The sequence below is a fragment of the Streptomyces sp. NPDC006134 genome (assembly GCF_040628835.1).
GTDB lineage: Bacteria > Actinomycetota > Actinomycetes > Streptomycetales > Streptomycetaceae > Streptomyces.
This window is the reverse complement of the sequence record NZ_JBEXTV010000022.1, coordinates 85,606-106,552: the sequence shown is the minus strand read 5'-3', so window position 1 is coordinate 106,552 and position 20,947 is coordinate 85,606. Positions and strand designations below refer to the sequence as shown.

24 protein-coding genes and 1 pseudogene are annotated in these 20,947 nt (G+C 70.2%); 22 read left to right on the top strand and 3 right to left on the bottom strand.

Going from position 1 to position 20,947, the window contains the following annotated elements:
• The first annotated feature begins 2 nt into the window (after nt 1-2).
• The 14 genes from rplR to truA all read left to right on the top strand — a co-directional run bounded on the left by rplR (nt 3) and on the right by truA (nt 9,303).
• The gene (gene rplR / locus ABZ340_RS16985) at nt 3-386 is read left to right on the top strand and encodes a 50S ribosomal protein L18 (RefSeq protein ID WP_029380981.1); all 384 of its coding nucleotides are present in this window, start codon (nt 3-5) and stop codon (nt 384-386) included.
• Between the two features lie 41 nt (nt 387-427).
• Entirely contained in the window at nt 428-1,033 is a 606-nt protein-coding gene (gene rpsE, locus ABZ340_RS16980; protein ID WP_009190144.1) for a 30S ribosomal protein S5, read from the top strand.
• 2 nt (nt 1,034-1,035) lie between these two features.
• Nucleotides 1,036-1,218, top strand: coding sequence for a 50S ribosomal protein L30 (gene rpmD / locus ABZ340_RS16975; RefSeq protein ID WP_004984515.1), 183 nt, complete (start codon nt 1,036-1,038; stop codon nt 1,216-1,218).
• Nucleotides 1,219-1,220: 2 nt separating this feature from the next.
• Nucleotides 1,221-1,676 (top strand): 50S ribosomal protein L15, encoded by a 456-nt coding sequence (gene rplO, locus ABZ340_RS16970; RefSeq protein ID WP_358782556.1) that lies wholly within the window; start codon nt 1,221-1,223, stop codon nt 1,674-1,676.
• 241 nt (nt 1,677-1,917) lie between these two features.
• On the top strand, nt 1,918-3,231 hold the full coding sequence (gene secY / locus ABZ340_RS16965; RefSeq protein ID WP_358782555.1) for a preprotein translocase subunit SecY: 1,314 nt from the start codon (nt 1,918-1,920) through the stop codon (nt 3,229-3,231).
• Nucleotides 3,231-3,884 (top strand): adenylate kinase, encoded by a 654-nt coding sequence (locus ABZ340_RS16960; RefSeq protein WP_358782554.1) that lies wholly within the window; start codon nt 3,231-3,233, stop codon nt 3,882-3,884. The genes secY and ABZ340_RS16960 overlap by 1 nt, the downstream gene beginning before the upstream one ends.
• 130 nt (nt 3,885-4,014) lie before the next feature.
• Nucleotides 4,015-4,851, top strand: coding sequence for a type I methionyl aminopeptidase (gene map, locus ABZ340_RS16955; RefSeq protein ID WP_358782553.1), 837 nt, complete (start codon nt 4,015-4,017; stop codon nt 4,849-4,851).
• Between the two features lie 152 nt (nt 4,852-5,003).
• Complete coding sequence (gene infA, locus ABZ340_RS16950) at nt 5,004-5,225, top strand: translation initiation factor IF-1 (RefSeq protein ID WP_003948620.1); 222 nt, start codon at nt 5,004-5,006, stop codon at nt 5,223-5,225.
• 71 nt (nt 5,226-5,296) lie between these two features.
• The gene (gene rpmJ / locus ABZ340_RS16945) at nt 5,297-5,410 is read left to right on the top strand and encodes a 50S ribosomal protein L36 (protein ID WP_003998809.1); all 114 of its coding nucleotides are present in this window, start codon (nt 5,297-5,299) and stop codon (nt 5,408-5,410) included.
• A 198-nt stretch (nt 5,411-5,608) separates the two neighbouring features.
• The gene (rpsM, locus tag ABZ340_RS16940; RefSeq protein ID WP_019526959.1) at nt 5,609-5,989 is read left to right on the top strand and encodes a 30S ribosomal protein S13; all 381 of its coding nucleotides are present in this window, start codon (nt 5,609-5,611) and stop codon (nt 5,987-5,989) included.
• A gap of 63 nt (nt 5,990-6,052) precedes the next feature.
• The gene (rpsK, locus tag ABZ340_RS16935; protein ID WP_003956432.1) at nt 6,053-6,457 is read left to right on the top strand and encodes a 30S ribosomal protein S11; all 405 of its coding nucleotides are present in this window, start codon (nt 6,053-6,055) and stop codon (nt 6,455-6,457) included.
• Between the two features lie 206 nt (nt 6,458-6,663).
• Nucleotides 6,664-7,686 (top strand): DNA-directed RNA polymerase subunit alpha, encoded by a 1,023-nt coding sequence (locus ABZ340_RS16930; protein WP_355940334.1) that lies wholly within the window; start codon nt 6,664-6,666, stop codon nt 7,684-7,686.
• Between the two features lie 190 nt (nt 7,687-7,876).
• Nucleotides 7,877-8,371 carry a 50S ribosomal protein L17 gene (gene rplQ / locus ABZ340_RS16925; RefSeq protein ID WP_358782552.1) on the top strand — a complete coding sequence of 165 codons (495 nt, stop codon included), beginning with the start codon at nt 7,877-7,879 and terminating at the stop codon, nt 8,369-8,371.
• A 74-nt stretch (nt 8,372-8,445) separates the two neighbouring features.
• Nucleotides 8,446-9,303: a tRNA pseudouridine(38-40) synthase TruA gene (gene truA / locus ABZ340_RS16920; RefSeq protein WP_358782551.1), complete on the top strand. Its 858-nt coding sequence runs from the start codon at nt 8,446-8,448 to the stop codon at nt 9,301-9,303.
• Nucleotides 9,304-9,400: 97 nt separating this feature from the next.
• Here truA and ABZ340_RS16915 read toward each other — a convergent pair whose 3' ends face one another.
• The gene (locus tag ABZ340_RS16915) at nt 9,401-10,297 is read right to left on the bottom strand and encodes a hypothetical protein (RefSeq protein ID WP_358782550.1); all 897 of its coding nucleotides are present in this window, start codon (nt 10,295-10,297) and stop codon (nt 9,401-9,403) included.
• Between the two features lie 74 nt (nt 10,298-10,371).
• Between ABZ340_RS16915 and ABZ340_RS16910 the strand changes: the two genes are divergently transcribed.
• The 4 genes from ABZ340_RS16910 to glmM all read left to right on the top strand — a co-directional run bounded on the left by ABZ340_RS16910 (nt 10,372) and on the right by glmM (nt 14,409).
• Nucleotides 10,372-11,601, top strand: a complete 1,230-nt coding sequence (locus ABZ340_RS16910; protein WP_358782549.1) for a glycosyltransferase 87 family protein — start codon at nt 10,372-10,374, stop codon at nt 11,599-11,601.
• Nucleotides 11,602-11,809: 208 nt separating this feature from the next.
• The gene (gene rplM / locus ABZ340_RS16905) at nt 11,810-12,253 is read left to right on the top strand and encodes a 50S ribosomal protein L13 (RefSeq protein WP_044383243.1); all 444 of its coding nucleotides are present in this window, start codon (nt 11,810-11,812) and stop codon (nt 12,251-12,253) included.
• 42 nt (nt 12,254-12,295) lie between these two features.
• Nucleotides 12,296-12,808: a 30S ribosomal protein S9 gene (gene rpsI / locus ABZ340_RS16900; RefSeq protein WP_358782548.1), complete on the top strand. Its 513-nt coding sequence runs from the start codon at nt 12,296-12,298 to the stop codon at nt 12,806-12,808.
• A 242-nt stretch (nt 12,809-13,050) separates the two neighbouring features.
• Nucleotides 13,051-14,409: a phosphoglucosamine mutase gene (gene glmM, locus ABZ340_RS16895; protein ID WP_358782547.1), complete on the top strand. Its 1,359-nt coding sequence runs from the start codon at nt 13,051-13,053 to the stop codon at nt 14,407-14,409.
• Nucleotides 14,410-14,632: 223 nt separating this feature from the next.
• Here the strand turns inward: glmM and ABZ340_RS16890 are convergent, their stop codons facing one another.
• Together ABZ340_RS16890 and coaA are read right to left on the bottom strand one after the other, a co-directional pair.
• Nucleotides 14,633-15,574 (bottom strand): DUF389 domain-containing protein, encoded by a 942-nt coding sequence (locus tag ABZ340_RS16890; protein WP_358782546.1) that lies wholly within the window; start codon nt 15,572-15,574, stop codon nt 14,633-14,635.
• A gap of 16 nt (nt 15,575-15,590) precedes the next feature.
• Complete coding sequence (gene coaA / locus ABZ340_RS16885; protein ID WP_358782545.1) at nt 15,591-16,559, bottom strand: type I pantothenate kinase; 969 nt, start codon at nt 16,557-16,559, stop codon at nt 15,591-15,593.
• A gap of 213 nt (nt 16,560-16,772) precedes the next feature.
• Here coaA and glmS point away from each other — a divergent pair, with 213 nt between their 5' ends.
• The 4 genes and pseudogenes from glmS to ABZ340_RS16865 all read left to right on the top strand — a co-directional run bounded on the left by glmS (nt 16,773) and on the right by ABZ340_RS16865 (nt 20,857).
• Nucleotides 16,773-18,620 carry a glutamine--fructose-6-phosphate transaminase (isomerizing) gene (gene glmS / locus ABZ340_RS16880; protein WP_358782544.1) on the top strand — a complete coding sequence of 616 codons (1,848 nt, stop codon included), beginning with the start codon at nt 16,773-16,775 and terminating at the stop codon, nt 18,618-18,620.
• 176 nt (nt 18,621-18,796) lie between these two features.
• The gene (locus tag ABZ340_RS16875) at nt 18,797-19,741 is read left to right on the top strand and encodes a hypothetical protein (protein WP_358782543.1); all 945 of its coding nucleotides are present in this window, start codon (nt 18,797-18,799) and stop codon (nt 19,739-19,741) included.
• A 10-nt stretch (nt 19,742-19,751) separates the two neighbouring features.
• Complete coding sequence (locus ABZ340_RS16870; protein WP_358782542.1) at nt 19,752-20,123, top strand: holo-ACP synthase; 372 nt, start codon at nt 19,752-19,754, stop codon at nt 20,121-20,123.
• A 33-nt stretch (nt 20,124-20,156) separates the two neighbouring features.
• Nucleotides 20,157-20,857, top strand: a pseudogene (locus tag ABZ340_RS16865) (formylglycine-generating enzyme family protein).
• Nucleotides 20,858-20,947 lie beyond the last annotated feature (90 nt).

The window sequence follows — 20,947 nt, the reverse complement described above, 5'->3', positions numbered from 1 at the left end:
CCATGGCATACGGGCAGAAGATCCTCAAGGGCGACGCCTACAAGCGTGCCGCTATCAAGCGTCGCCACATCCGGATCCGCAAGAAGGTCTCGGGTACCGCCGAGCGTCCCCGTCTGGTCGTGACCCGCTCCAACCGCCACATCGTGGCGCAGGTGATCGACGACCTCAAGGGCCACACCCTGGCGTCGGCGTCCACCCTGGACGCTTCGATCCGCGGTGGCGAGGGCGACAAGTCCGCGCAGGCCAAGCAGGTCGGCGCTCTGGTCGCCGAGCGTGCCAAGGCCGCCGGTGTCGAGGCCGTCGTGTTCGACCGTGGTGGTAACCAGTACGCCGGGCGCATCGCCGCCCTGGCGGACGCCGCCCGCGAGGCCGGACTCAAGTTCTGAGTCGGTTCCGTAGCTAGCGGAGACAGAGAGAGGTAATTCCAATGGCTGGACCCCAGCGCCGCGGTGGCGGTGCCGGTGGCGGCGAGCGGCGGGACCGGAAGGGCCGTGACGGCGGCGCAGCTGCCGCCGAGAAGACCGCGTACGTTGAGCGCGTCGTCGCGATCAACCGCGTCGCCAAGGTTGTGAAGGGTGGTCGTCGCTTCAGCTTCACCGCGCTGGTCGTGGTGGGCGACGGTGACGGCACCGTGGGTGTCGGATACGGCAAGGCCAAGGAGGTGCCGGCCGCCATCGCCAAGGGCGTTGAGGAGGCCAAGAAGCACTTCTTCAAGGTCCCCCGGATCCAGGGCACCATCCCGCACCCGATCCAGGGTGAGAAGGCTGCCGGCGTCGTGCTGCTCAAGCCCGCGTCGCCCGGTACCGGTGTGATCGCCGGTGGTCCGGTGCGCGCCGTGCTCGAGTGCGCCGGTATCCACGACGTGCTGTCGAAGTCGCTCGGCTCCGACAACGCCATCAACATCGTGCACGCGACCGTGGAGGCCCTGAAGGGCCTGCAGCGTCCCGAGGAGATCGCGGCCCGCCGCGGTCTGCCGCTCGAGGACGTCGCCCCCGCGGCTCTTCTCCGTGCGCGTGCCGGGGCGGGTGCGTAATCATGGCTCAGCTCAAGATCACGCAGGTCAAGTCCTACATCGGCAGCAAGCAGAACCACCGTGACACCCTGCGTTCGCTTGGCCTGAAGAAGGTCAACGACGTGGTCGTCAAGGAGGACCGCCCCGAGTTCCGCGGCATGGTGCACACCGTCCGCCACCTCGTGACGGTCGAGGAGGTCGACTGATCATGGCGGAGAACAACCCGCTCAAGATCCACAACCTCCGTCCCGCCCCGGGCGCCAAGACCGCCAAGACCCGTGTCGGTCGTGGTGAGGCGTCGAAGGGTAAGACGGCCGGTCGTGGTACCAAGGGCACCAAGGCCCGCTACCAGGTTCCGGAGAGCTTCGAGGGTGGCCAGATGCCGCTCCACATGCGTCTCCCGAAGCTGAAGGGCTTCAAGAACCCGTTCAAGACCGAGTACCAGGTCGTGAACCTCGACAAGCTGGCCGCGCTCTACCCGCAGGGTGGCGAGGTCACGGTCGAGGACCTGGTGGCCAAGGGCGCCGTTCGCAAGAACAGCCTGGTCAAGGTCCTCGGCGAGGGCGAGATCTCCGTGGCGCTGACGGTGAAGGTCGACAAGGCCTCCGCCTCCGCCAAGGAGAAGATCGCCGCCGCCGGCGGCAGCGTCACCGAGCTCGTCTGATCCCTTCAGGCGCCTCGATGACTTGAGCGATCCCGACCGGGGATACCCCACAAATGGGGTATCCCCGGTTGGTCGTTCCTAGGGCAGTGGTCCCGCCGGTAAGGTGACCTGCACTGCCCTCTTTCACGGGTGTCACACATGGGGCACCCTGAGCGGCAGTTGACCGTTAGCTATTAAGTCGTCAGTCGAACCTCAAGACCGTCACCCTTGACGCAGTTGCGCGGGGGTCGCAGGAGGCACCGTGCTCACCGCGTTCGCCCGGGCGTTCAAGACGCCCGACCTGCGCAAGAAGCTGCTCTTCACGCTCGGCATCATCGTGGTCTACCGGGTGGGCACCCACATCCCCATCCCGGGCGTGGACTACAAGAGCGTCCAGGAGTGTGTGGACCAGGCGTCCGGCAACCAGGGCCTCTTCGGTCTGGTCAACATGTTCAGCGGCGGCGCCCTGCTGCAGATCACGGTCTTCGCGCTCGGCATCATGCCGTACATCACCGCGAGCATCATTCTGCAGCTGCTCACCGTGGTGATCCCGCGCCTGGAGGCCCTGAAGAAGGAGGGCCAGACCGGTACGGCGAAGATCACGCAGTACACCCGCTACCTCACCATCGCGCTGGCCATCCTCCAGGGCACCGGCCTGGTGGCCACCGCCCGCAGCGGCGCGCTCTTCTCCGGCTGCACGGTCGCGTCCCAGATCGTCCCGGACCGCGCGATCTTCACCACCATCGTCATGGTGATCTGCATGACCGCCGGCACGGCCGTCGTGATGTGGCTCGGTGAGCTGATCACCGACCGCGGCATCGGCAACGGCATGTCGATCCTGATGTTCATCTCGATCGCCGCCACCTTCCCGTCCGCCCTGTGGGCGATCAAGACCCAGGGCGACCTGGCGGGCGGCTGGATCGAGTTCGGCACCGTCATCGCCGTCGGCCTGGTCATGGTCGGCCTGGTGGTCTTCGTCGAGCAGGCCCAGCGCCGCATCCCCGTGCAGTACGCCAAGCGCATGATCGGCCGTCGCTCGTACGGCGGCACGTCCACCTACATCCCGCTCAAGGTGAACCAGGCGGGTGTGATCCCCGTCATCTTCGCGTCGTCGCTGCTGTACATCCCGGCACTGATCGCGCAGTTCTCCAGCGGCACCTCCGGGTGGAAGACCTGGATCGAGTCCCACCTCGTGACGGGCAACCACCCGATCTACGTCACCCTGTACTTCCTGCTCATCGTCTTCTTCGCGTTCTTCTACGTGGCGATCTCCTTCAACCCCGAGGAAGTCGCCGACAACATGAAGAAGTATGGTGGCTTCATCCCGGGCATCCGGGCTGGCCGACCGACCGCTGAGTACCTCGGCTACGTACTCAACCGGATCACCTGGCCGGGTTCGCTGTATCTGGGTCTGATCGCTCTCGTACCGACGATGGCGTTGGTTGGTTTCGGAGCAAACCAGAACTTCCCGTTCGGTGGCACCAGCATCCTGATCATCGTGGGTGTCGGCCTCGAGACGGTGAAGCAGATCGAGAGCCAGCTCCAGCAGCGCAATTACGAAGGGTTCCTCCGCTGATGCGAATCGTCCTCGTCGGGCCGCCGGGTGCCGGTAAGGGAACGCAGGCCACACGGCTTGCCGAGAAGCTGAGCGTTCCGCACATCTCCACGGGCGACCTGTTCCGCGCCAACATCAGCCAGCAGACGGAGCTGGGGAAGCTGGCGAAGTCCTACATGGACGCCGGCAACCTCGTGCCGGACGAGGTCACGATCGCGATGGCCAAGGACCGCATGGAGCAGCCGGACGCCGAGAACGGCTTCCTGCTGGACGGCTTCCCGCGCAACGTCTCGCAGGCCGAGGCGCTGGACGAGCTGCTGCGGACCGAGGGCATCACGCTGGACGCCGTGCTCGACCTGGAGGCCCCCGAGGACGAGGTCGTCAAGCGGATCGCCGGCCGGCGCATCTGCCGCAACGACTCGTCCCACGTCTTCCACGTGACGTACAAGCCGTCGGCCAAGGAGGGCGTCTGCGACGTCTGCGGCGGCGAGCTGTACCAGCGCGACGACGACACCGAGGAGACGGTCCGCAAGCGGCTGGAGGTCTACCACACGCAGACCGAGCCGATCATCGACTACTACAAGGCCCAGGACCTGGTCGTGACGATCGCGGCCACCGGGGCCGTGGACGAGGTCACCGGCCGCGCGCTGGAGGCGCTCAAGCGCGGCCAGTAGCCCCACGGTGCGTCCGCCCGCAGCCGCGGTCCCTGACGGGGCCGCGGCTGCGGCGTGCGGGGTGGCGCCGGTCTCCCCGTATCGTTGGAAACGTCCGTCTTCCCCGGTCCCCAGAAAGGCCGCAGTCCCCATGGTGCAGATCAAGAGCCCCGAGCAGATCGCCAAGATGCGTGAGGCGGGGCTGGTCGTCGCCGCCATCCACGCGGCCACGCGCGAGGCCGCCGTGCCCGGCGCCACGACCAAGGACCTGGACCAGGTCGCCCGCAAGGTGCTCGCGGAGCACAACGCCAAGCCGAACTTCCTCGGCTACGGCGGCTTCCCCGCCACCATCTGCACCTCCGTGAACGAGGTCGTCGTCCACGGCATCCCCTCCGACGAGGTCGTCCTCAAGGACGGGGACATCATCTCCATCGACTGCGGCGCGATCATCGACGGCTGGCACGGCGACGCCGCCTACACGGCCTTCGTGGGCTCCGGTCACGCCCCGGAGCTGGTCGAGCTCTCCCGGGTGACCGAGGAGTCGATGTGGGCCGGCATCGCCGCCATGAAGCAGGGCAACCGGCTCGTCGACATCTCCAAGGCCATCGAGACGTACATCCGCCGCCAGCCCAAGCCGGGCGGCGGCCGGTACGGGATCATCGAGGACTACGGCGGCCACGGCATCGGCACCGAGATGCACATGGACCCGCACCTGCTGAACTACGTCGACCGGCGCCGCGGCAAGGGCCCGAAGCTGGTCCCCGGCTTCTGCCTGGCCATCGAGCCGATGGTGTCGCTGGGCACGCCGAAGACGGCGGTCCTGGAGGACGACTGGACGGTGGTCACCACCGACGGCACCTGGTCCTCCCACTGGGAGCACTCCGTGGCCCTGACGGAGGACGGCCCGCTGGTCCTGACGGCCCCCGACGGCGGCAAGGCCAAGCTCGCCGAGTACGGCGTCACCGCCGCCCCCGACCCCCTCGCATGATGGCCCCGGCCATGGGGCAGACTTCCTCGTTTCGCCTTTCGGGGCCGACTGACGTAGACTGACTCGTCGGCTCTAGTGCACCCGCATGCCTGCATGCGCTCGAAGTGGTGCACGCCGGAGTCGATCAAGGTAGTCGATTCGAAGGGCAAAGCGTGGCCAAGAAGCAAGGTGCCATCGAGATCGAGGGCACTGTCGTCGAGTCTCTGCCGAACGCCATGTTCAAGGTCGAGCTCCAGAACGGCCACCAGGTCCTGGCACACATCAGCGGCAAGATGCGTATGCACTACATCCGCATCCTCCCTGACGACCGGGTCGTGGTGGAGCTGTCTCCGTACGACCTGACGCGTGGCCGGATCGTCTACCGGTACAAGTAGATCTTGCCCACGCCCCGCACTCTCCCTGTGTGCGGGGTCGCCGGCAACTGACCCGGAGAACCTCACATCCCATGAAGGTCAAGCCGAGCGTCAAGAAGATCTGCGACAAGTGCAGGGTGATCCGCCGTCACGGCCGGGTCATGGTCATCTGCGAGAACCCGCGCCACAAGCAGCGCCAGGGCTGACGCACGACCGACCGCACCCTCTGCACCGCTATCGCAGAGATTCGCGCGACGCGAGCTGAATTGTTCATACGCAGGGCCCAAGCCGCACACCGCGGTTTGACACCCCCGGTTCGGAGGCCGGGGACCCGGTTCGTACCTGATACGGCGGCCGGGAACCGGCTCTGTGGAAGACCTCCGAAGATCACCAGGAGCCATTGAATGGCACGCGTTTCCGGTGTTGACATCCCGCGCGACAAGCGCGTGGAGATCGCCCTCACCTACGTGTTCGGCATCGGCCGGACCCTTTCGCAGCAGACGCTGGCGGCGACCGGCGTCGACCCGAACACCCGCGTTCGCGACCTGACCGAAGAGCAGCTCGTCGCGATCCGCGAGTACGTCGACAACAACATCAAGACCGAGGGTGACCTCCGTCGCGAGATCCAGGCCGACATCCGCCGCAAGGTCGAGATCGGCACGTACCAGGGTCTGCGGCACCGCCGCGGTCTGCCCGTCCGCGGCCAGCGCACCAGCACCAACGCCCGCACCCGCAAGGGCCCGCGTCGCGCCATCGCCGGCAAGAAGAAGCCGGGCAAGAAGTAGTCCGCAGCGGACGCCTGTCCACGGTCTTCGCTGTAGGACCGACCACCTCCGTAGGAGTAAGAGATGCCCCCCAAGGGACGTCAGGGCGCTGCCAAGAAGGTGCGCCGCAAGGAAAAGAAGAACGTCGCTCACGGCCACGCGCACATCAAGAGCACGTTCAACAACACGATCGTCTCGATCACGGACCCGTCCGGCAACGTGATCTCCTGGGCCTCCGCCGGCCACGTCGGCTTCAAGGGCTCCCGGAAGTCCACGCCGTTCGCCGCGCAGATGGCCGCCGAGTCGGCCGCCCGCCGCGCCCAGGAGCACGGCATGCGCAAGGTCGACGTGTTCGTCAAGGGCCCGGGTTCCGGTCGTGAGACCGCCATCCGTTCGCTCCAGGCGACCGGTCTCGAGGTCGGCTCCATCCAGGACGTCACCCCGACCCCGCACAACGGCTGCCGTCCGCCGAAGCGCCGCCGCGTCTGACCAGGTGCGGCGGCAGTCCCCGCACACGCGGGGTGGTCCGCGCCGCCGCGTCTGACGCTGCCGCTTCACGGCCTGTGGTTTCCGGGCGGTACGGCTCCGTAAAAGGGCCGTGCCGCCCGTACCCTTGCACTACCCGCACTCTCCCGGGTGCGGCTGAGTCGGGCGTCATATAGCGGGCGCCCCCGACTGAAGGATCTGATCCCCACATGCTGATCGCTCAGCGCCCCTCGTTGACCGAAGAGGTCGTCGACGAGTTCCGCTCCCGGTTCGTGATCGAGCCGCTGGAGCCGGGCTTCGGCTACACCCTCGGCAACTCCCTCCGCCGTACCCTCCTCTCCTCGATCCCGGGTGCCGCCGTCACCTCGATCCGGATCGACGGCGTCCTGCACGAGTTCACCACCGTGCCGGGCGTCAAGGAGGACGTCACCGACCTGATCCTCAACATCAAGCAGCTGGTCGTCTCCTCGGAGCACGACGAGCCGGTCGTGATGTACCTGCGCAAGCAGGGCCCGGGTCTGGTCACCGCCGCCGACATCGCGCCCCCGGCCGGTGTCGAGGTGCACAACCCCGACCTCGTCCTCGCCACGCTCAACGGCAAGGGCAAGCTGGAGATGGAGCTGACCGTCGAGCGCGGTCGCGGCTACGTCTCCGCCGTGCAGAACAAGCAGGCGGGCCAGGAGATCGGCCGTATCCCGGTCGACTCCATCTACAGCCCCGTGCTGAAGGTCACGTACAAGGTCGAGGCGACCCGAGTCGAGCAGCGCACCGACTTCGACAAGCTGATCGTCGACGTCGAGACCAAGCAGGCCATGCGTCCGCGTGACGCCATGGCGTCGGCCGGCAAGACCCTGGTCGAGCTGTTCGGTCTGGCCCGCGAGCTGAACGTCGACGCCGAGGGCATCGACATGGGTCCGTCCCCGACGGACGCCGCGCTCGCCGCCGACCTGGCGCTGCCGATCGAGGAGCTGGAGCTCACGGTCCGCTCCTACAACTGCCTCAAGCGCGAGGGCATCCACTCCGTGGGTGAGCTCGTCGCCCGCTCCGAGGCCGACCTGCTCGACATCCGCAACTTCGGTGCGAAGTCGATCGACGAGGTCAAGGCGAAGCTGGCCGGCATGGGCCTGGCCCTGAAGGACAGCCCGCCCGGATTCGACCCGACCGCCGCCGCCGACGCCTTCGGCGCCGACGACGACGCGGACGCCGGGTTCGTCGAGACCGAGCAGTACTGAGCTCGGAACCGGCGGCCGGATTCCGACTGCCGGCCGGCCGTGGCCGGTCGCGCAGTTCCCCGCGCCCCTTCGAGGGCGCGGGACCTTCCGGGCGTCCGAGAGGGCGTCCGGATCTCCGACAGGCGACCGCCTGCTCGGATACTGACCCCGGTACCTGATACGGCCGGGGCAGACACCTAGGAGAAACACGATGCCGAAGCCCACCAAGGGTGCCCGTCTGGGCGGCAGCGCCGCGCACGAGAAGCTGCTGCTCGCGAACCTCGCGAAGTCGCTCTTCGAGCACGGCAAGATCACCACGACCGAGGCCAAGGCCCGCCGTCTGCGGCCCTACGCCGAGCGTCTGATCACCAAGGCGAAGAAGGGCGACCTTCACAACCGCCGTCAGGTGCTCCAGGTCATCACGGACAAGAGCATCGTCCACACGCTCTTCACCGAGATCGGCCCGCGGTACGAGAACCGCCCGGGTGGCTACACCCGTATCACCAAGATCGGCAACCGCCGTGGTGACAACGCGCCCATGGCCGTCATCGAGCTGGTCGAGGCGCTGACGGTCGCGCAGCAGGCGACCGGCGAGGCCGAGGCCGCGACCAAGCGCGCGGTCAAGGAGGCCGAGGAGGCCAAGGCCGAGGAGACCAAGGCCGACGAGGCCGCCGAGGCTCCGGCCGAGGAGTCGAAGGACGCCTGAGGCACTGCCTCGCGCTGAGCGGGTCCGCCCTTCGCGGGGCGGGCCCGCTTTCGCGTACCTGAGAGGATCTGCACGTGAGTGACGAAGTACAGCCCGGTTACGTCCGCATCCGCCTCGACCTGTCCTACGACGGAACCGGCTTCCACGGCTGGGCCAAGCAGGCCGGCGGCAAGCGGACCGTGCAGGGCGAGATCGAGGACGCGCTGCGCACGGTCACGCGGTCCGGGGACACGACGTACGAGCTGACCGTGGCCGGGCGCACGGACGCCGGGGTGCACGCGCGGGGCCAGGTGGCCCATGTGGACCTGCCCGAGGAGCTGTGGAGCGAGCAGAAGGACAAGCTGCTCAAGCGGCTCGCCGGGCGGCTGCCCAAGGACGTGCGCGTGTGGTCGCTCACCGAGGCGCCCGCCGGGTTCGACGCCCGGTTCTCCGCGATCTGGCGCCGGTACGCCTACCGCGTCACCGACAACCCGGGCGGGGTGGACCCGCTGCTGCGCGGGCACGTCCTGTGGCACGACTGGCCGCTCGACGTCGACGCCATGAACGAGGCCGCGCGGGGGCTGCTGGGCGAGCACGACTTCGCCGCCTACTGCAAGCGGCGCGAGGGCGCCACCACCATCCGCCGGCTCCAGGAGCTGAGCCTGGTGCGCGGCGAGGACGGGATCGTCACGGCCACCGTGCGGGCCGACGCGTTCTGCCACAACATGGTGCGCTCGCTGATCGGCGCCCTGCTGTTCGTCGGCGACGGCCACCGGCCGCCCGAGTGGCCCGCCAAGGTGCTGGCGGCGGGCGTACGGGACTCGGCCGTGCACGTCGTACGGCCGCACGGGCTGACCCTGGAGGAGGTCGGCTACCCGGCGGACGAGCTGCTGGCGGCGCGGAACCTTCAGGCGCGGCGGAAGCGGACGCTGCCCGCCGCCGGATGCTGCTGAGCGGCGGCGCGGGGCGGGCCGGGGCCTGTCGTCCGGATCACGCCGCGGACGCGGGGCCTGGCACGCGCAGCTGCGGCGTTGTCGTCGGTCGCCGGCGCTATCCGGCCACCGCCGCGGCCGACGCCTGGGCCTCGCCGCGCCGCAGGATCTGGCGGAAGGCGAACTCGGCCAGGTCGTCACCGGCCTTGAAGACCTCGGTGTCCTTGGTCGTCACGTCCTTGCCGGTGGTGAAGCCGGCGATCGTGAAGTAGGCGTAGCGGCCGTAGGCGTTGGTGGTGGAGCGGCACACGGCGCCGGTGCAGAAGGACGTCACGCCGTCGCCGGTCAGCGGGCTCACGATGCTCTTGGTGTCGGCCTGGCCCTTGGCGGCCTTCGCCTGCGCCTCGGTGTCGAAGACGGCCACGCCGAGCGTCACGGCGACGTCGCCCTTGGTGTAGGTGACGCGCATCAGGCGGGTGCAGCCGTTGCCGGTGAGGACCGCGGGCAGGGTCTTCTGGGCGGCGGAGGCGCAGGCGCGGGTGTCGGCCAGCGGGCCTTTCTTGTACACCGTCTCGCCCATGGTCAGCTGCGTGCCCGGGAAGAAGATCTCCGCGCCGAGCGGGGCCGTGTCCTTCTTCTTGCTGGAGATGAAGTCCTTCGGGTCCAGCGGCGGCGGGGCGCTGGTCGGGGCGAAGGACGGGGCCGAGGCCGATTCGCTGGGAATGTCGGCCGTGGTGGGGGAACCGGAGGGGCCGCCCGCACGCGTGCCGGAGCCGTTGGCCGAGACCACGGCCACGGCGACGGCCGCCGCGACCGCCACGGTGGCCAGCGCGCCGCCGCCGATGAACAGCAGCCGGCGGCGCTTGGCGCGGGCCTCGGAGGCCGCGGCGAGCGCCTCCCAGTCCGGGCTGTCGCCGCCGCCGCCGTTCCAGGGCTGCTGGGGCTGCTGGGACTGCTGGGATTGCGGTGTCCAGGGATCCCACTGGGAGTCGGGTCCCCCCTGCCCAAAGCTCATGGGGCGCATCTTAGACGGGACATGAGGCGTGCTGGTCCGCCCCCGGGGCCCCCGCAGCCCCTAGCGTTCCTCCCATGCGGACGGGCAAAAGCGACATCTCCGGGTGGTTGGGGCGGCCGGCGGGCCGGTACCTGTGGGCGGCGCTCGCGGCGGTGCTGGGCGCGCCGGCGGTGTACGCGGCGCGCGCGACCCCGGACGGGGGGATGGACAACGCGATCGTGGTGCGGGCCGCCCGGACCTGGCTGGCGGGCGGCGACCCCTATGACGACCCCCACTTCCTGTACCTCCCGGGCGCGGTCCTGGCCGCCGCGCCGCAGGCCCTGCTGCCCGCGGCGGTGCTGCGGGTGCTGGTGCCGCTCGCGGTCACGGGCCTGCTGGCGCTGGGCTGGGCCTGCGCCCTGAGGCTGTACCGCGTCCCGCTGGGCAGCCGCTTCGCCGCCCTCGGCCTGATCGGGCTGGCGGCGGGTTTCGCGCCGTTCGGGCATCTGGTGCGGCTGGGCAACTGGACGGTGACCGCGGCGGTGGCGCTGCCGCTGTGCCTGCTGCTGGCGAGCCGGGGCCGGTGGACCGCCGCGGGGGTGGTGGTGGGCGCCGCCGTCGCGCTGAAGCCGCTGCTGGCGCCGCTGGTGCTGCTGTTCCTCTTCGCCGGGCGCCGGCGGGCCCTCGGCGCGGTGCTGCTGGTGCCCGCGCTGGCGTCCGCCGGGGCGGCGCTGCTGATGCCCGACCCGGCCGGCTTCTTCACCCGCACCCTGCCCTTCCTGCTCCACGGCGACGACGGCTTCGTACGGCTGTACGAGGCGTCCCCGGCGGCCGTGCTGCCGCGCCTGGGGGTGCCGCGCCCGCTCGCCGAGGGCGCCGCGGCGCTCGCGGCGGCCCTCGGGGTGGGGTGCGCGTACCGGCGCTGGCGCCGTGCGGGGCCCGGTCCGCTGCGGCTCGCCGAGACCGCCGCCGGCCTGATGCTCGCGGCGTTCCTCGTCTCCCGGCCCTCCTACGACCACTACCTGCTGGTCGTGCTGCCGGTGCTGCTGGCCGGGCTGCCGCAGGGCGGCTCGGCGGCCCGGCGGCCCTGGTTCTGGCTCTCCCTCGTGCCGCAGCTGCCCGGGCTGACCTGGCCGTATCTGGAGACGGGGCGGCGCCGGGCGTTCAAGGACGCGGCCACCCTGTGCGCGCTGGCCTGGGTGGTGGCGCGCCAGGCGGTGCGGGGCCGGGGCGGGGGAGGGGACGGGACGGGAGCGGAGGGGAGGCCGCCCGCCTACACTGAGGGGGCCGACCGGTCGGCGCGGGTGCCCACGGCCCCGTTTTGACCCGGCTGCCGCGCCGCAGGTATCCTGCACTTTCGTTATGTGTATTGGCTTGCTCATTCTCACGTGAGGGGCCCTTACACCGGTCCACCGGGCCGATGACCAGCGACCAGGCACGCGGCTTGCGTCACCGCTGTGCGGTCTAGGCTGTCGTGATCGTCTTCGGTGACCTTGTCAGGACCATTCACTGAAGAAGCGAAGGCTACGAACCGTGCGTACGTACAGCCCCAAGCCCGGCGATGTGACGCGCCAGTGGCACGTCATCGACGCTCAGGACGTTGTCCTGGGCCGTCTCGCCTCCACCGCCGCCACCCTTCTGCGGGGCAAGCACAAGCCGATCTACGCGCCGCACGTCGACGCTGGTGACTTCGTCATCATCATCAACGCCGACAAGGTGCACCTGTCCGGCAACAAGCGGACCCAGAAGATGGCCTACCGTCACTCCGGCTACCCGGGTGGTCTGCGCTCCGTCCGCTACGACGAGCTGCTGGCCAAGAACCCCGAGAAGGCCATCGAGAAGGCCGTCAAGGGCATGCTCCCCAAGAACACCCTGGGCCGTCAGATGCTCTCGAAGCTGAAGGTCTACTCGGGCGACCAGCACCCGCACGCTGCCCAGCAGCCGGTGCCGTTCGAGATCACCCAGGTCGCGCAGTAAGTCCGGCCACCCCCTAAGACTGAAGAGAATCTGAGGAGAATCGTGGCCGAGACCACTGCCGAGCAGCCGCTCGAAGAGCTTGACATCGACAGCTACACCACCGAGACCGAGGTTCCGGTGGAGGGTGAGTACACCTCCGAGTCCCTCGCCTCGCGCTTCGGTGAGCCCCAGCCCGCCGCCGGTCTGGGCCGCCGCAAGAACGCCATCGCCCGCGTCCGGATCGTTCCGGGCACCGGCAAGTGGAAGATCAACGGTCGCACCCTCGAGGACTACTTCCCGAACAAGGTGCACCAGCAGGAAGTCAACGAGCCCTTCAAGGTGCTCGAGCTCGAGGGCCGTTACGACGTCATCGCCCGCATCGCGGGTGGCGGTGTCTCCGGTCAGGCCGGTGCGCTCCGTCTGGGTGTCGCCCGTGCGCTGAACGAGGCGGACGTCGACAACAACCGCGGCCCGCTGAAGAAGGCCGGCTTCCTGCGCCGCGACGACCGCGCGGTCGAGCGGAAGAAGGCCGGTCTGAAGAAGGCCCGCAAGGCCCCGCAGTACAGCAAGCGCTAATCGCAGTCGCCTGCTCGTACTCCGAACGCCCCGGCGGCACGCCACAGTGCCGCCGGGGCGTTCGTCTATCACCGCCGGTGGGCGTATAACGGCACAAGGTGCTCATAGGCTTGTGCGATCGGATGGCCGGGCGTCGCAAGGGCATCGCGGGGCGATGCCGTCACCCGCCCGGGATGCGGAAGGCGCGTGCGTGGGCCGCACCGGCACGGCTTTTCGGAACTGATGCTTCCTCAGGAGGACAAGTGGGACGACTCTTCGGCACGGACGGCGTGCGCGGTGTCGCCAACGCGGATCTGACGGCCGAGATGGCGCTCGGCCTCTCCGTCGCCGCGGCGCACGTGCTGGCCGAGGCGGGCACGTTCGAAGGACACCGGCCGACCGCGGTGGTCGGACGTGACCCGCGGGCGTCCGGGGAGTTCCTGGAGGCGGCCGTGGTCGCGGGCCTGGCCAGCGCCGGCGTGGACGTGCTGCGGGTCGGCGTGCTGCCGACGCCCGCGGTGGCCCACCTCACCGGCGCGCTCGGCGCCGACCTCGGCGTGATGCTCTCCGCCAGCCACAACGCCATGCCGGACAACGGCATCAAGTTCTTCGCCCGCGGCGGTCACAAGCTCGCCGACGAGCTGGAGGACCGGATCGAGGCCGTCTACGCGGAGCACCGCACCGGCGCGCCCTGGGACCGCCCGACCGGCGCCGGCGTGGGCCGGGTGCGGGAGTACGACGAGGGCTTCGACCAGTACGTCGCCCACCTGCTCGACGCCCTCCCCAACCGCCTGGACGGGCTGAAGATCGTCCTGGACGAGGCGCACGGCGCGGCCTCGCGGGTCTCGCCGACGGCGTTCGCGCGGGCCGGCGCCGAGGTGGTCACCATCGGCGCCGAGCCGGACGGCCTCAACATCAACGACGGCTGCGGCTCGACCCACCTGAACCTGCTGAAGGCCGCCGTCGTCGAGCACGGCGCCGACCTCGGCATCGCGCACGACGGCGACGCCGACCGGTGCCTGGCCGTGGACCACACCGGCAGCGAGGTGGACGGCGACCAGATCCTGTCCGTGCTGGCGCTGGCGATGCGGGAGCGTTCCGCCCTGCGCGCCGACACCGTCGTCGCGACCGTCATGTCCAACCTGGGCTTCAAGCTGGCCATGGAGCGCGCGGGCATCCACCTGGTGCAGACCGCGGTCGGCGACCGGTACGTCCTGGAGGAGATGAAGGACAAGGGCTACGCCCTGGGCGGCGAGCAGTCCGGTCACGTCATCGTCCTCGACCACGCCACGACCGGTGACGGCACGCTGACCGGCCTGCTGCTGGCGGCGCGGGTCGCCGAGAGCGGCCGTACGCTCAAGGAGCTCGCCTCCGTCATGGAGCGGCTGCCGCAGGTGCTCGTCAACGTGCCGGACGTCGACAAGTCCCGGGTCGGCACCTCCGCCGAGCTGGCCGCCGCGGTCGCCGAGGCCGAGGGCGAACTCGGCTCCACGGGGCGGGTGCTGCTGCGTCCCTCCGGCACCGAGCCGCTGGTGCGGGTGATGGTCGAGGCCGCCGACATCGAGCAGGCGCGGAAGGTGGCCGGGCGGCTGGCCGACGTGGTGAAGTCGGCGCTCGGCTGAGGGGAGCGGGCCGGGCGGTCCCGTCCGGATCGGCCGGCCGCGCCGCTGGTCCGGTCGTGCCTCCGGTCCGGTCGCGCCGCCGGTCCGGTCCAGGGCGTCGCGGGTGGAGCGGGACAGGGCCCGCTCGCCGTAGAGGGCTTCCGGTGGATCTCCGCGGCGTCGCGACGCCCGGCACGCGCGCTCGCCGCCCGGACCGGTGATCCGGTGATCTGGGGGAAAGGGCTCAGCCGGATTTCGTCATGCGCGGGCGCTGGCTCGCCCAGAGGGCCTTCTGGGCGAGCAGCGTCAGCGTGCCGGCGAGGACGATGCCGAGCAGGTTCAGCAGGAGCTGCTCGGTGGAGCCCACCGTCTGCTTCATGTCGCCGTAGGAGAGGGCGACGGCCGCGTTGGCGGCGGCCGGGACCGTGGTGACGGAGATGGCGACGCCGACCAGGGCGCCGGACTTCGCGGACGTCAGGGAGAGGGTGCCCGCCATGCCGGCGAGGACCGCCACGACGAACGAGAACCAGTCGGGGGCGTAGACGAAGCCCGTCTGCGGCCGTTCGCCCTCCAGTTTCGCCTCGGTGAACAGGCCGACGGCGTCCATGAACCAGCTGAAGACGACCGTCACCGCCATCGCCACCGCGAAGCCCACCAGCAGCGCGGTCAGCGACCGCAGCGCGAGGCGGGAGGCCCGCTGCACCAGGGCCGTGCAGAAGCCGGCCAGCGGCCCGAACTCCGGGCCGACCGCCATCGCGCCCACGATCAGGATGGCGTTGTCCAGCACCACACCGCAGGCCGCGATCACCGTGGCCAGCGTGATGAAGGCGACGTAGGTGATGGAGAGCGTCGACTCCTCGTGCGTGGCGTCCGTGAGGTGCTCCCACAGGACCGCGTCCGCGGCCTCGCCCGGCGCCTCCTCCTCGGCCCTCTCGGCCCGCTTCGACAGCGACAGGTCGATGTTCTCCACGGCGATCGAGCCCGTCCGGTCCAGGCCCAGCGTCCGCAGTTCGCCGATGAGCTCGTCGCCCGCCTCGCGGGCCACGTCGCACAGCACGAGGTCCCCGGACGGGACCCGGGCGGCGCCCGGCAGGACGACGAGGTGCGTGGTGCCGACCGTCCGCTCGATCACGCGGACCACCTCGTCGGTCCGGTCGGCCGGGCAGATCAGGCGCAGGTGCAGCATGGCGGCAGCGTAGCGGTCACAGTTTGCGCAGGCTCAGCCGCTGCACCTTGTGGTCCGGGCCCTTGCGCAGGATCAGGGTGGCCCGGCCGCGGGTGGGAGCGACGTTCTCGATCAGGTTGGGCTTGTTGATGGTCCGCCAGGTGGTGCGGGCGTAGTCGAGGGCCTCCTCCTCCGACACCTGGGTGTACTTGCGGAAGTACGAGGACGGGTTCTGGAAGGCGGTCTGGCGCAGCTTCTTGAAGCGGTTCAGGTACCAGCGCTCGATGTCCTCGGGGCGGGCGTCGACGTACACGCTGAAGTCGAAGTAGTCGGCGAGGCCGACCCGGGTGCGGCCGTCCTTGCCGGGCAGGGCGGGCTGGAGGACGTTGAGGCCCTCGACGATGAGGATGTCGGGGCGGCGCACGACGAGCTTCTCGCCGGGGACGATGTCGTAGATGAGGTGGGAGTAGACCGGGGCGGTCACCTCGTCCTTGCCCGCCTTGATGTCGGCGACGAAGCGGGTCAGCGCGCGGCGGTCGTAGGACTCGGGGAAACCTTTCCGCGACATCAGGCCGCGCGCCTGGAGCTCCTTGGTCGGCAGCAGGAAGCCGTCCGTGGTCACCAGCTCCACGCGCGGGTGCTCGGGCCAGCGCCGCAGCAGGGCCTGGAGGAGGCGGGCGACGGTGGACTTGCCGACGGCGACGGAACCCGCGACCCCTATGACGAACGGGGTGCCGGACTGGGAGCCCTGTTCGCCGAGGAAGGTGTTGAGCGCGCCGCGCAGGCCGTCCGTGGCGCCGACGTAGAGGTTGAGCAGCCGGGACAGCGGCAGGTAGATGTCCCGCACCTCGTCGAGGTCGATGACGTCACCGAGGCCGCGCAGTTTCTCGACCTCCTCGGCGGTCAGCGGCAGCGGCGTCTTGTCACGCAGCGCGCTCCACTCGGCGCGGGTGAGGTCGACGTAGGGAGTCGCCTCCGGCCTGTGCCGGTGGGCGCTCCGGGGCATCGAGGGAGCCGGAGAGATCACAGTCCATTGTTAACGGAGTCCGCAGGGGACGGCAGGTGGGGTGGGTCACGTCCGGGCGTCGGCCGGGTCGGCCCCGTCTCCCGGCCGTCCGGTGGTTCCGACCCCGTCAGCGCCTCGTACACCGGTGGGAATTTCCGATTTCGGGCACGCGGAGGCGGGTTCGGGGCGTGATCCCGCCGTAGGCTGCCGCTCATGTGCGGAATCGTGGGTTACGTGGGGTCGCAGTCGGCGCTCGATGTCGTGATGGCCGGGCTGAAGCGGCTGGAGTACCGGGGATACGACTCGGCGGGCGTCGCCGTGCTCGCGGACGGCGGGCTCGCCCCCGCCAAGCGCGCCGGCAAGCTCGTCAACCTGGAGAAGGAGCTGGCGGAACGGCCCCTGCCCGCCGGCACGACCGGCATCGGCCACACCCGCTGGGCCACCCACGGCGGCCCCACCGACGCCAACGCCCACCCGCACCTGGACAACGCCGGCCGGGTCGCCGTCGTCCACAACGGCATCATCGAGAACTTCGCCGCGCTCCGGGCCGAGCTGGCCGAACGCGGGCACGAGCTGACCTCCGAGACCGACACCGAGGTCGTCGCCCACCTGCTCGCCGAGGAGTTCTCCTCCTGCGCCGACCTGGCGGAGGCGATGCGGCTGGTGTGCCGGCGGCTGGAGGGCGCGTTCACGCTGGTGGCCGTGCACGCCGACGAGCCGGACGTGGTCGTGGGCGCGCGCCGCAACTCGCCGCTGGTGGTGGGCGTGGGGGAGGGCGAGTCCTTCCTCGCCTCCGACGTCGCCGCGTTCATCGCCCACACCCGGGAGGCGATCGAGCTGGGCCAGGACCAGGTCGTCGAACTGCGCCGGGACGGCGTGACGGTGACCGGGTTCGACGGTAGCCCGGCACAGGTCCGCTCGTACCACGTCGACTGGGACGCCTCCGCCGCCGAGAAGGGCGGCTACGACTACTTCATGCTGAAGGAGATCGCCGAGCAGCCCAAGGCGGTCGCCGACACCCTGCTCGGCCGCATCGACGCGTCGGGCTCCCTGACGCTGGACGAGGTGCGGATCTCCGCCCCGGAGCTGCGCGAGATGGACAAGGTCGTCATCGTCGCGTGCGGTACGGCCTTCCACGCCGGGCTGATCGCGAAGTACGCCATCGAGCACTGGACCCGCATCCCCTGCGAGGTCGAGCTCGCCAGCGAGTTCCGCTACCGCGACCCGATCCTCGACCACCAGACGCTGGTCGTCGCGATCTCCCAGTCCGGCGAGACCATGGACACCCTGATGGCGCTGCGCCACGCCCGCGAACAGGGCGCCAAGGTGCTGGCCATCTGCAACACCAACGGCTCCACGATCCCGCGGGAGTCGGACGCGGTGCTGTACACGCACGCCGGGCCGGAGGTCGCGGTCGCCTCGACGAAGGCGTTCCTGACGCAGCTGGTGGCGTGCTACCTGGTGGCGCTGTACCTGGGCCAGGTGCGGGGCACCAAGTGGGGCGACGAGATCCGGGACGTCATCCGCGACCTGGCGCAGATCGGCGGCGCGGTGGAGCGGGTGCTGGAGACCATGGAGCCCGTACGGGAGCTCGCGCGCTCCCTCGCCGACAAGAACACCGTGCTGTTCCTGGGGCGGCACGTGGGCTACCCGGTCGCGCTCGAAGGCGCCCTCAAGCTCAAGGAACTCGCCTACATGCACGCCGAGGGCTTCGCGGCGGGCGAGCTGAAGCACGGGCCGATCGCGCTGATCGAGGAGGACCTGCCGGTCGTCGTGGTGGTGCCCTCGCCGCGCGGGCGGTCCGTCCTCCACGACAAGATCGTCTCCAACATCCAGGAGATCCGGGCCCGGGGCGCGCGCACCATCGTCATCGCGGAGGAGGGCGACGACGCGGTCGTCCCCTACGCCGACCACCTCATCCGCATCCCCGCCACGCCGACGCTGCTCCAGCCGCTGGTGGCGACGGTGCCGCTGCAGGTCTTCGCGTGCGAACTGGCGACGGCGCGGGGCAACGAGGTGGACCAGCCCCGGAACCTGGCGAAGTCGGTGACGGTGGAGTGAGGTTTCCCCGGTTCTCCTGAAGCCGGAGGGAGCGATGGGGTTCCCGGCCGGGGGTGGGGCTTCCTCGGCCGGGTCTTCGGAGGAACGGGGGCGTAAACGTCTTTTCAATTCTCGAAAGAGTGAACGTTCTCCGGTCTCCCGGGCGAACCGGCTTTCCGTCCGCCTACGTTGCCCGCATGGTCACATCCACCCATGAGGCCTCGCACCGGATCTTCCAGGATCACCCAGAGGTCCTGGCCCCGATCTTCGAGGTGCTGGGTCTCCCGCTTCCCGCGAAGGCGGCCATCGAGCCCGTCACGCCCGACGCCACGGAACTGAAACCCGTGGAGCGCCGGGTGGACACGGTGCTGAGGGTCGAGCCCTCGGAAGGGGAGAGCTTCCTGCTCGCCATCGAGGCCCAGACCCGGCGGGCTCCGGACAAGGGGAGCAGCTGGGCGTACTACGTGGCGTACCTGCAAGCCAAGTTCGGCCTGCCGGTGCTGCTCGTCACGGTCTGCCGGAACCGGTCCACCGCCGCCTGGGCGGCCGGGCCTTTCGTGTGCCGCGTCGGCCCCTGGACGACCCAGACCACCCGTCCCTTCGTACTGGGCCCGGACAGTGTCCCGAAGGTCACCGATGAGGCGGTGGTGGCCCGGCAGCCGGCGCTGGCGACGTTCAGCGCCATCGTGCACAGCGAAAGCGAGGGAATCGCCGCCATACTGAATGTGCTGGCCCGCGGAATGCGGTCGTTCGACAAGCCCACCGCCAAGTACTGGTCGGAACTGCTGGAAATCGGCCTGGAGGACACTCCGGCCAAGGAGACGTGGAGAGAGCTGGAGAAAATGGTCGTCAGTTACTTCCCGGGCAGGGGCACGGTTTTCGAAGAGGCGTACCTGGAGGGCGAGGCCAAGGGCGAGGCCAAGGGCGAGGCCAGGGGCAAGGCCGAGGGTGTCCTGCGCGTCCTGGACGTGCGCGGGCTGGCCGTCACCGATGACGTGCGTGCCCGCATCAGCGGGTGCACGGACCTCGACCGTCTCGACGACTGGCTCGCCAGGGCCGTGACGGCCGAGCGCGCGGAAGACCTGTTCGTCGGTGAGGAAGGGGAAGGGGAAGGGGAAGGGGCCCTGGGCGGCGCCTCGTAAGGTGCTGGGCATGAGCATCATCGGGGTCGGTATCGACGTGGCCGAGATCGACCGGTTCGCGGCGTCGCTGGAGCGTACGCCCGGGCTGGCCCAACGGCTTTTCCTCACCGACGAGTTGCTGTTGCCCAGTGGGGAGCGCCGGGGTGTCGCCTCCCTCGCCGCCCGTTTCGCGGCGAAGGAGGCCCTGGCCAAGGCGCTCGGTGCGCCCGCGGGGCTGCACTGGACGGACGCAGAGGTGTACGTCGAGGACAGCGGGCAGCCCAGGCTGCGGGTGACCGGCACGGTGGCGGCGCGGGCGGCCGAGCTGGGGGTGCGGTCGTGGCACGTGTCGCTCAGCCATGACGCGGGGGTGGCGTCCGCGGTGGTCGTCGCGGAGGGCTGACGACCGCGAGACGAGTGAGGGGATCATCCGGTCATGGACACGAGCGGGGAAAGCGGGATGGTCCGCGTTCCGTCGGGCCGGGTGACGCTGACGGACCGGCGGACGCGGCGCAGTTGGGAGGACGCCGTCGCCTCCTGCCTCCTGTCGGCGCATCAGGTGACCCGGGCCCGGTACGTGCAGGTCACCGGTGACCGGCCGGCCGGGGCGGGGAAGGCCGGCTGTCCGTCGAGGGCATCTCCTGGAGGGAAGCGGTCCGGTTCTGCAACGCCCTGTCGCTCAAGGAGGGCCTCAGCCCTGCCTGCCTCCTCCGGGGCGACGGCGAGGACGACGAGGACGACGACGTCGCGTGGGACACCACGGCCGACGGGTACCGGCTGCCGACCGAGGCCGAGTGGGAACACGCCCGCCGCGCCGGGACCTCGGGTCCGCGCCACGGGCCGCTCGACGAGATCGCCTGGCACCGCGGCAACTCCGGCGGCCGGGTCCACGAGGTGGGCGGCAGACGGCCCAACCCGTGGGGGCTGTACGACATGCTCGGCAACGTCTGGGAATGGTGCTGGGACGTCTACGACGCCGAGGTCTACGGCACCTACCGGGTGCTGCGCGGCGGGGGCTGGTTCGACGAGCACTGGAGCTGCCGGGCTTCCGTGCGGCGCCGCAGCCATCCGTCCTTCCGGGTCGACGACGTGGGATTCCGCCTCGCGCGGTCCGTGCCGTCGGGGGACGCCGGCTGAACGCGCCGTGCGCGACGCGCCCCGCATGCGGTAAGATCGATCTTGAGCGCACGCCGCGACGGCGGCGATGCGGCCCGCGTTGGTGGTCCA

Bases quoted from the DNA above. Each gene is read 5' to 3' on its own strand.
- rplR (WP_029380981.1), top strand. From the start codon at position 3: ATGGCATACGGGCAGAAGATCCTCAAGGGCGACGCCTACAAGCGTGCC.
- rpsE (WP_009190144.1), top strand. From the start codon at position 428: ATGGCTGGACCCCAGCGCCGCGGTGGCGGTGCCGGTGGCGGCGAGCGG.
- rpmD (WP_004984515.1), top strand. From the start codon at position 1,036: ATGGCTCAGCTCAAGATCACGCAGGTCAAGTCCTACATCGGCAGCAAG.
- rplO (WP_358782556.1), top strand. From the start codon at position 1,221: ATGGCGGAGAACAACCCGCTCAAGATCCACAACCTCCGTCCCGCCCCG.
- ABZ340_RS16960 (WP_358782554.1), top strand. From the start codon at position 3,231: ATGCGAATCGTCCTCGTCGGGCCGCCGGGTGCCGGTAAGGGAACGCAG.
- map (WP_358782553.1), top strand. From the start codon at position 4,015: ATGGTGCAGATCAAGAGCCCCGAGCAGATCGCCAAGATGCGTGAGGCG.
- rpmJ (WP_003998809.1), top strand. From the start codon at position 5,297: ATGAAGGTCAAGCCGAGCGTCAAGAAGATCTGCGACAAGTGCAGGGTG.
- rpsM (WP_019526959.1), top strand. From the start codon at position 5,609: ATGGCACGCGTTTCCGGTGTTGACATCCCGCGCGACAAGCGCGTGGAG.
- rpsK (WP_003956432.1), top strand. From the start codon at position 6,053: ATGCCCCCCAAGGGACGTCAGGGCGCTGCCAAGAAGGTGCGCCGCAAG.
- ABZ340_RS16930 (WP_355940334.1), top strand. From the start codon at position 6,664: ATGCTGATCGCTCAGCGCCCCTCGTTGACCGAAGAGGTCGTCGACGAG.
- rplQ (WP_358782552.1), top strand. From the start codon at position 7,877: ATGCCGAAGCCCACCAAGGGTGCCCGTCTGGGCGGCAGCGCCGCGCAC.
- ABZ340_RS16915 (WP_358782550.1), bottom strand. From the start codon at position 10,297: ATGAGCTTTGGGCAGGGGGGACCCGACTCCCAGTGGGATCCCTGGACA.
- ABZ340_RS16910 (WP_358782549.1), top strand. From the start codon at position 10,372: ATGCGGACGGGCAAAAGCGACATCTCCGGGTGGTTGGGGCGGCCGGCG.
- ABZ340_RS16890 (WP_358782546.1), bottom strand. From the start codon at position 15,574: ATGCTGCACCTGCGCCTGATCTGCCCGGCCGACCGGACCGACGAGGTG.
- coaA (WP_358782545.1), bottom strand. From the start codon at position 16,559: ATGCCCCGGAGCGCCCACCGGCACAGGCCGGAGGCGACTCCCTACGTC.
- glmS (WP_358782544.1), top strand. From the start codon at position 16,773: ATGTGCGGAATCGTGGGTTACGTGGGGTCGCAGTCGGCGCTCGATGTC.
- ABZ340_RS16875 (WP_358782543.1), top strand. From the start codon at position 18,797: ATGGTCACATCCACCCATGAGGCCTCGCACCGGATCTTCCAGGATCAC.
- ABZ340_RS16870 (WP_358782542.1), top strand. From the start codon at position 19,752: ATGAGCATCATCGGGGTCGGTATCGACGTGGCCGAGATCGACCGGTTC.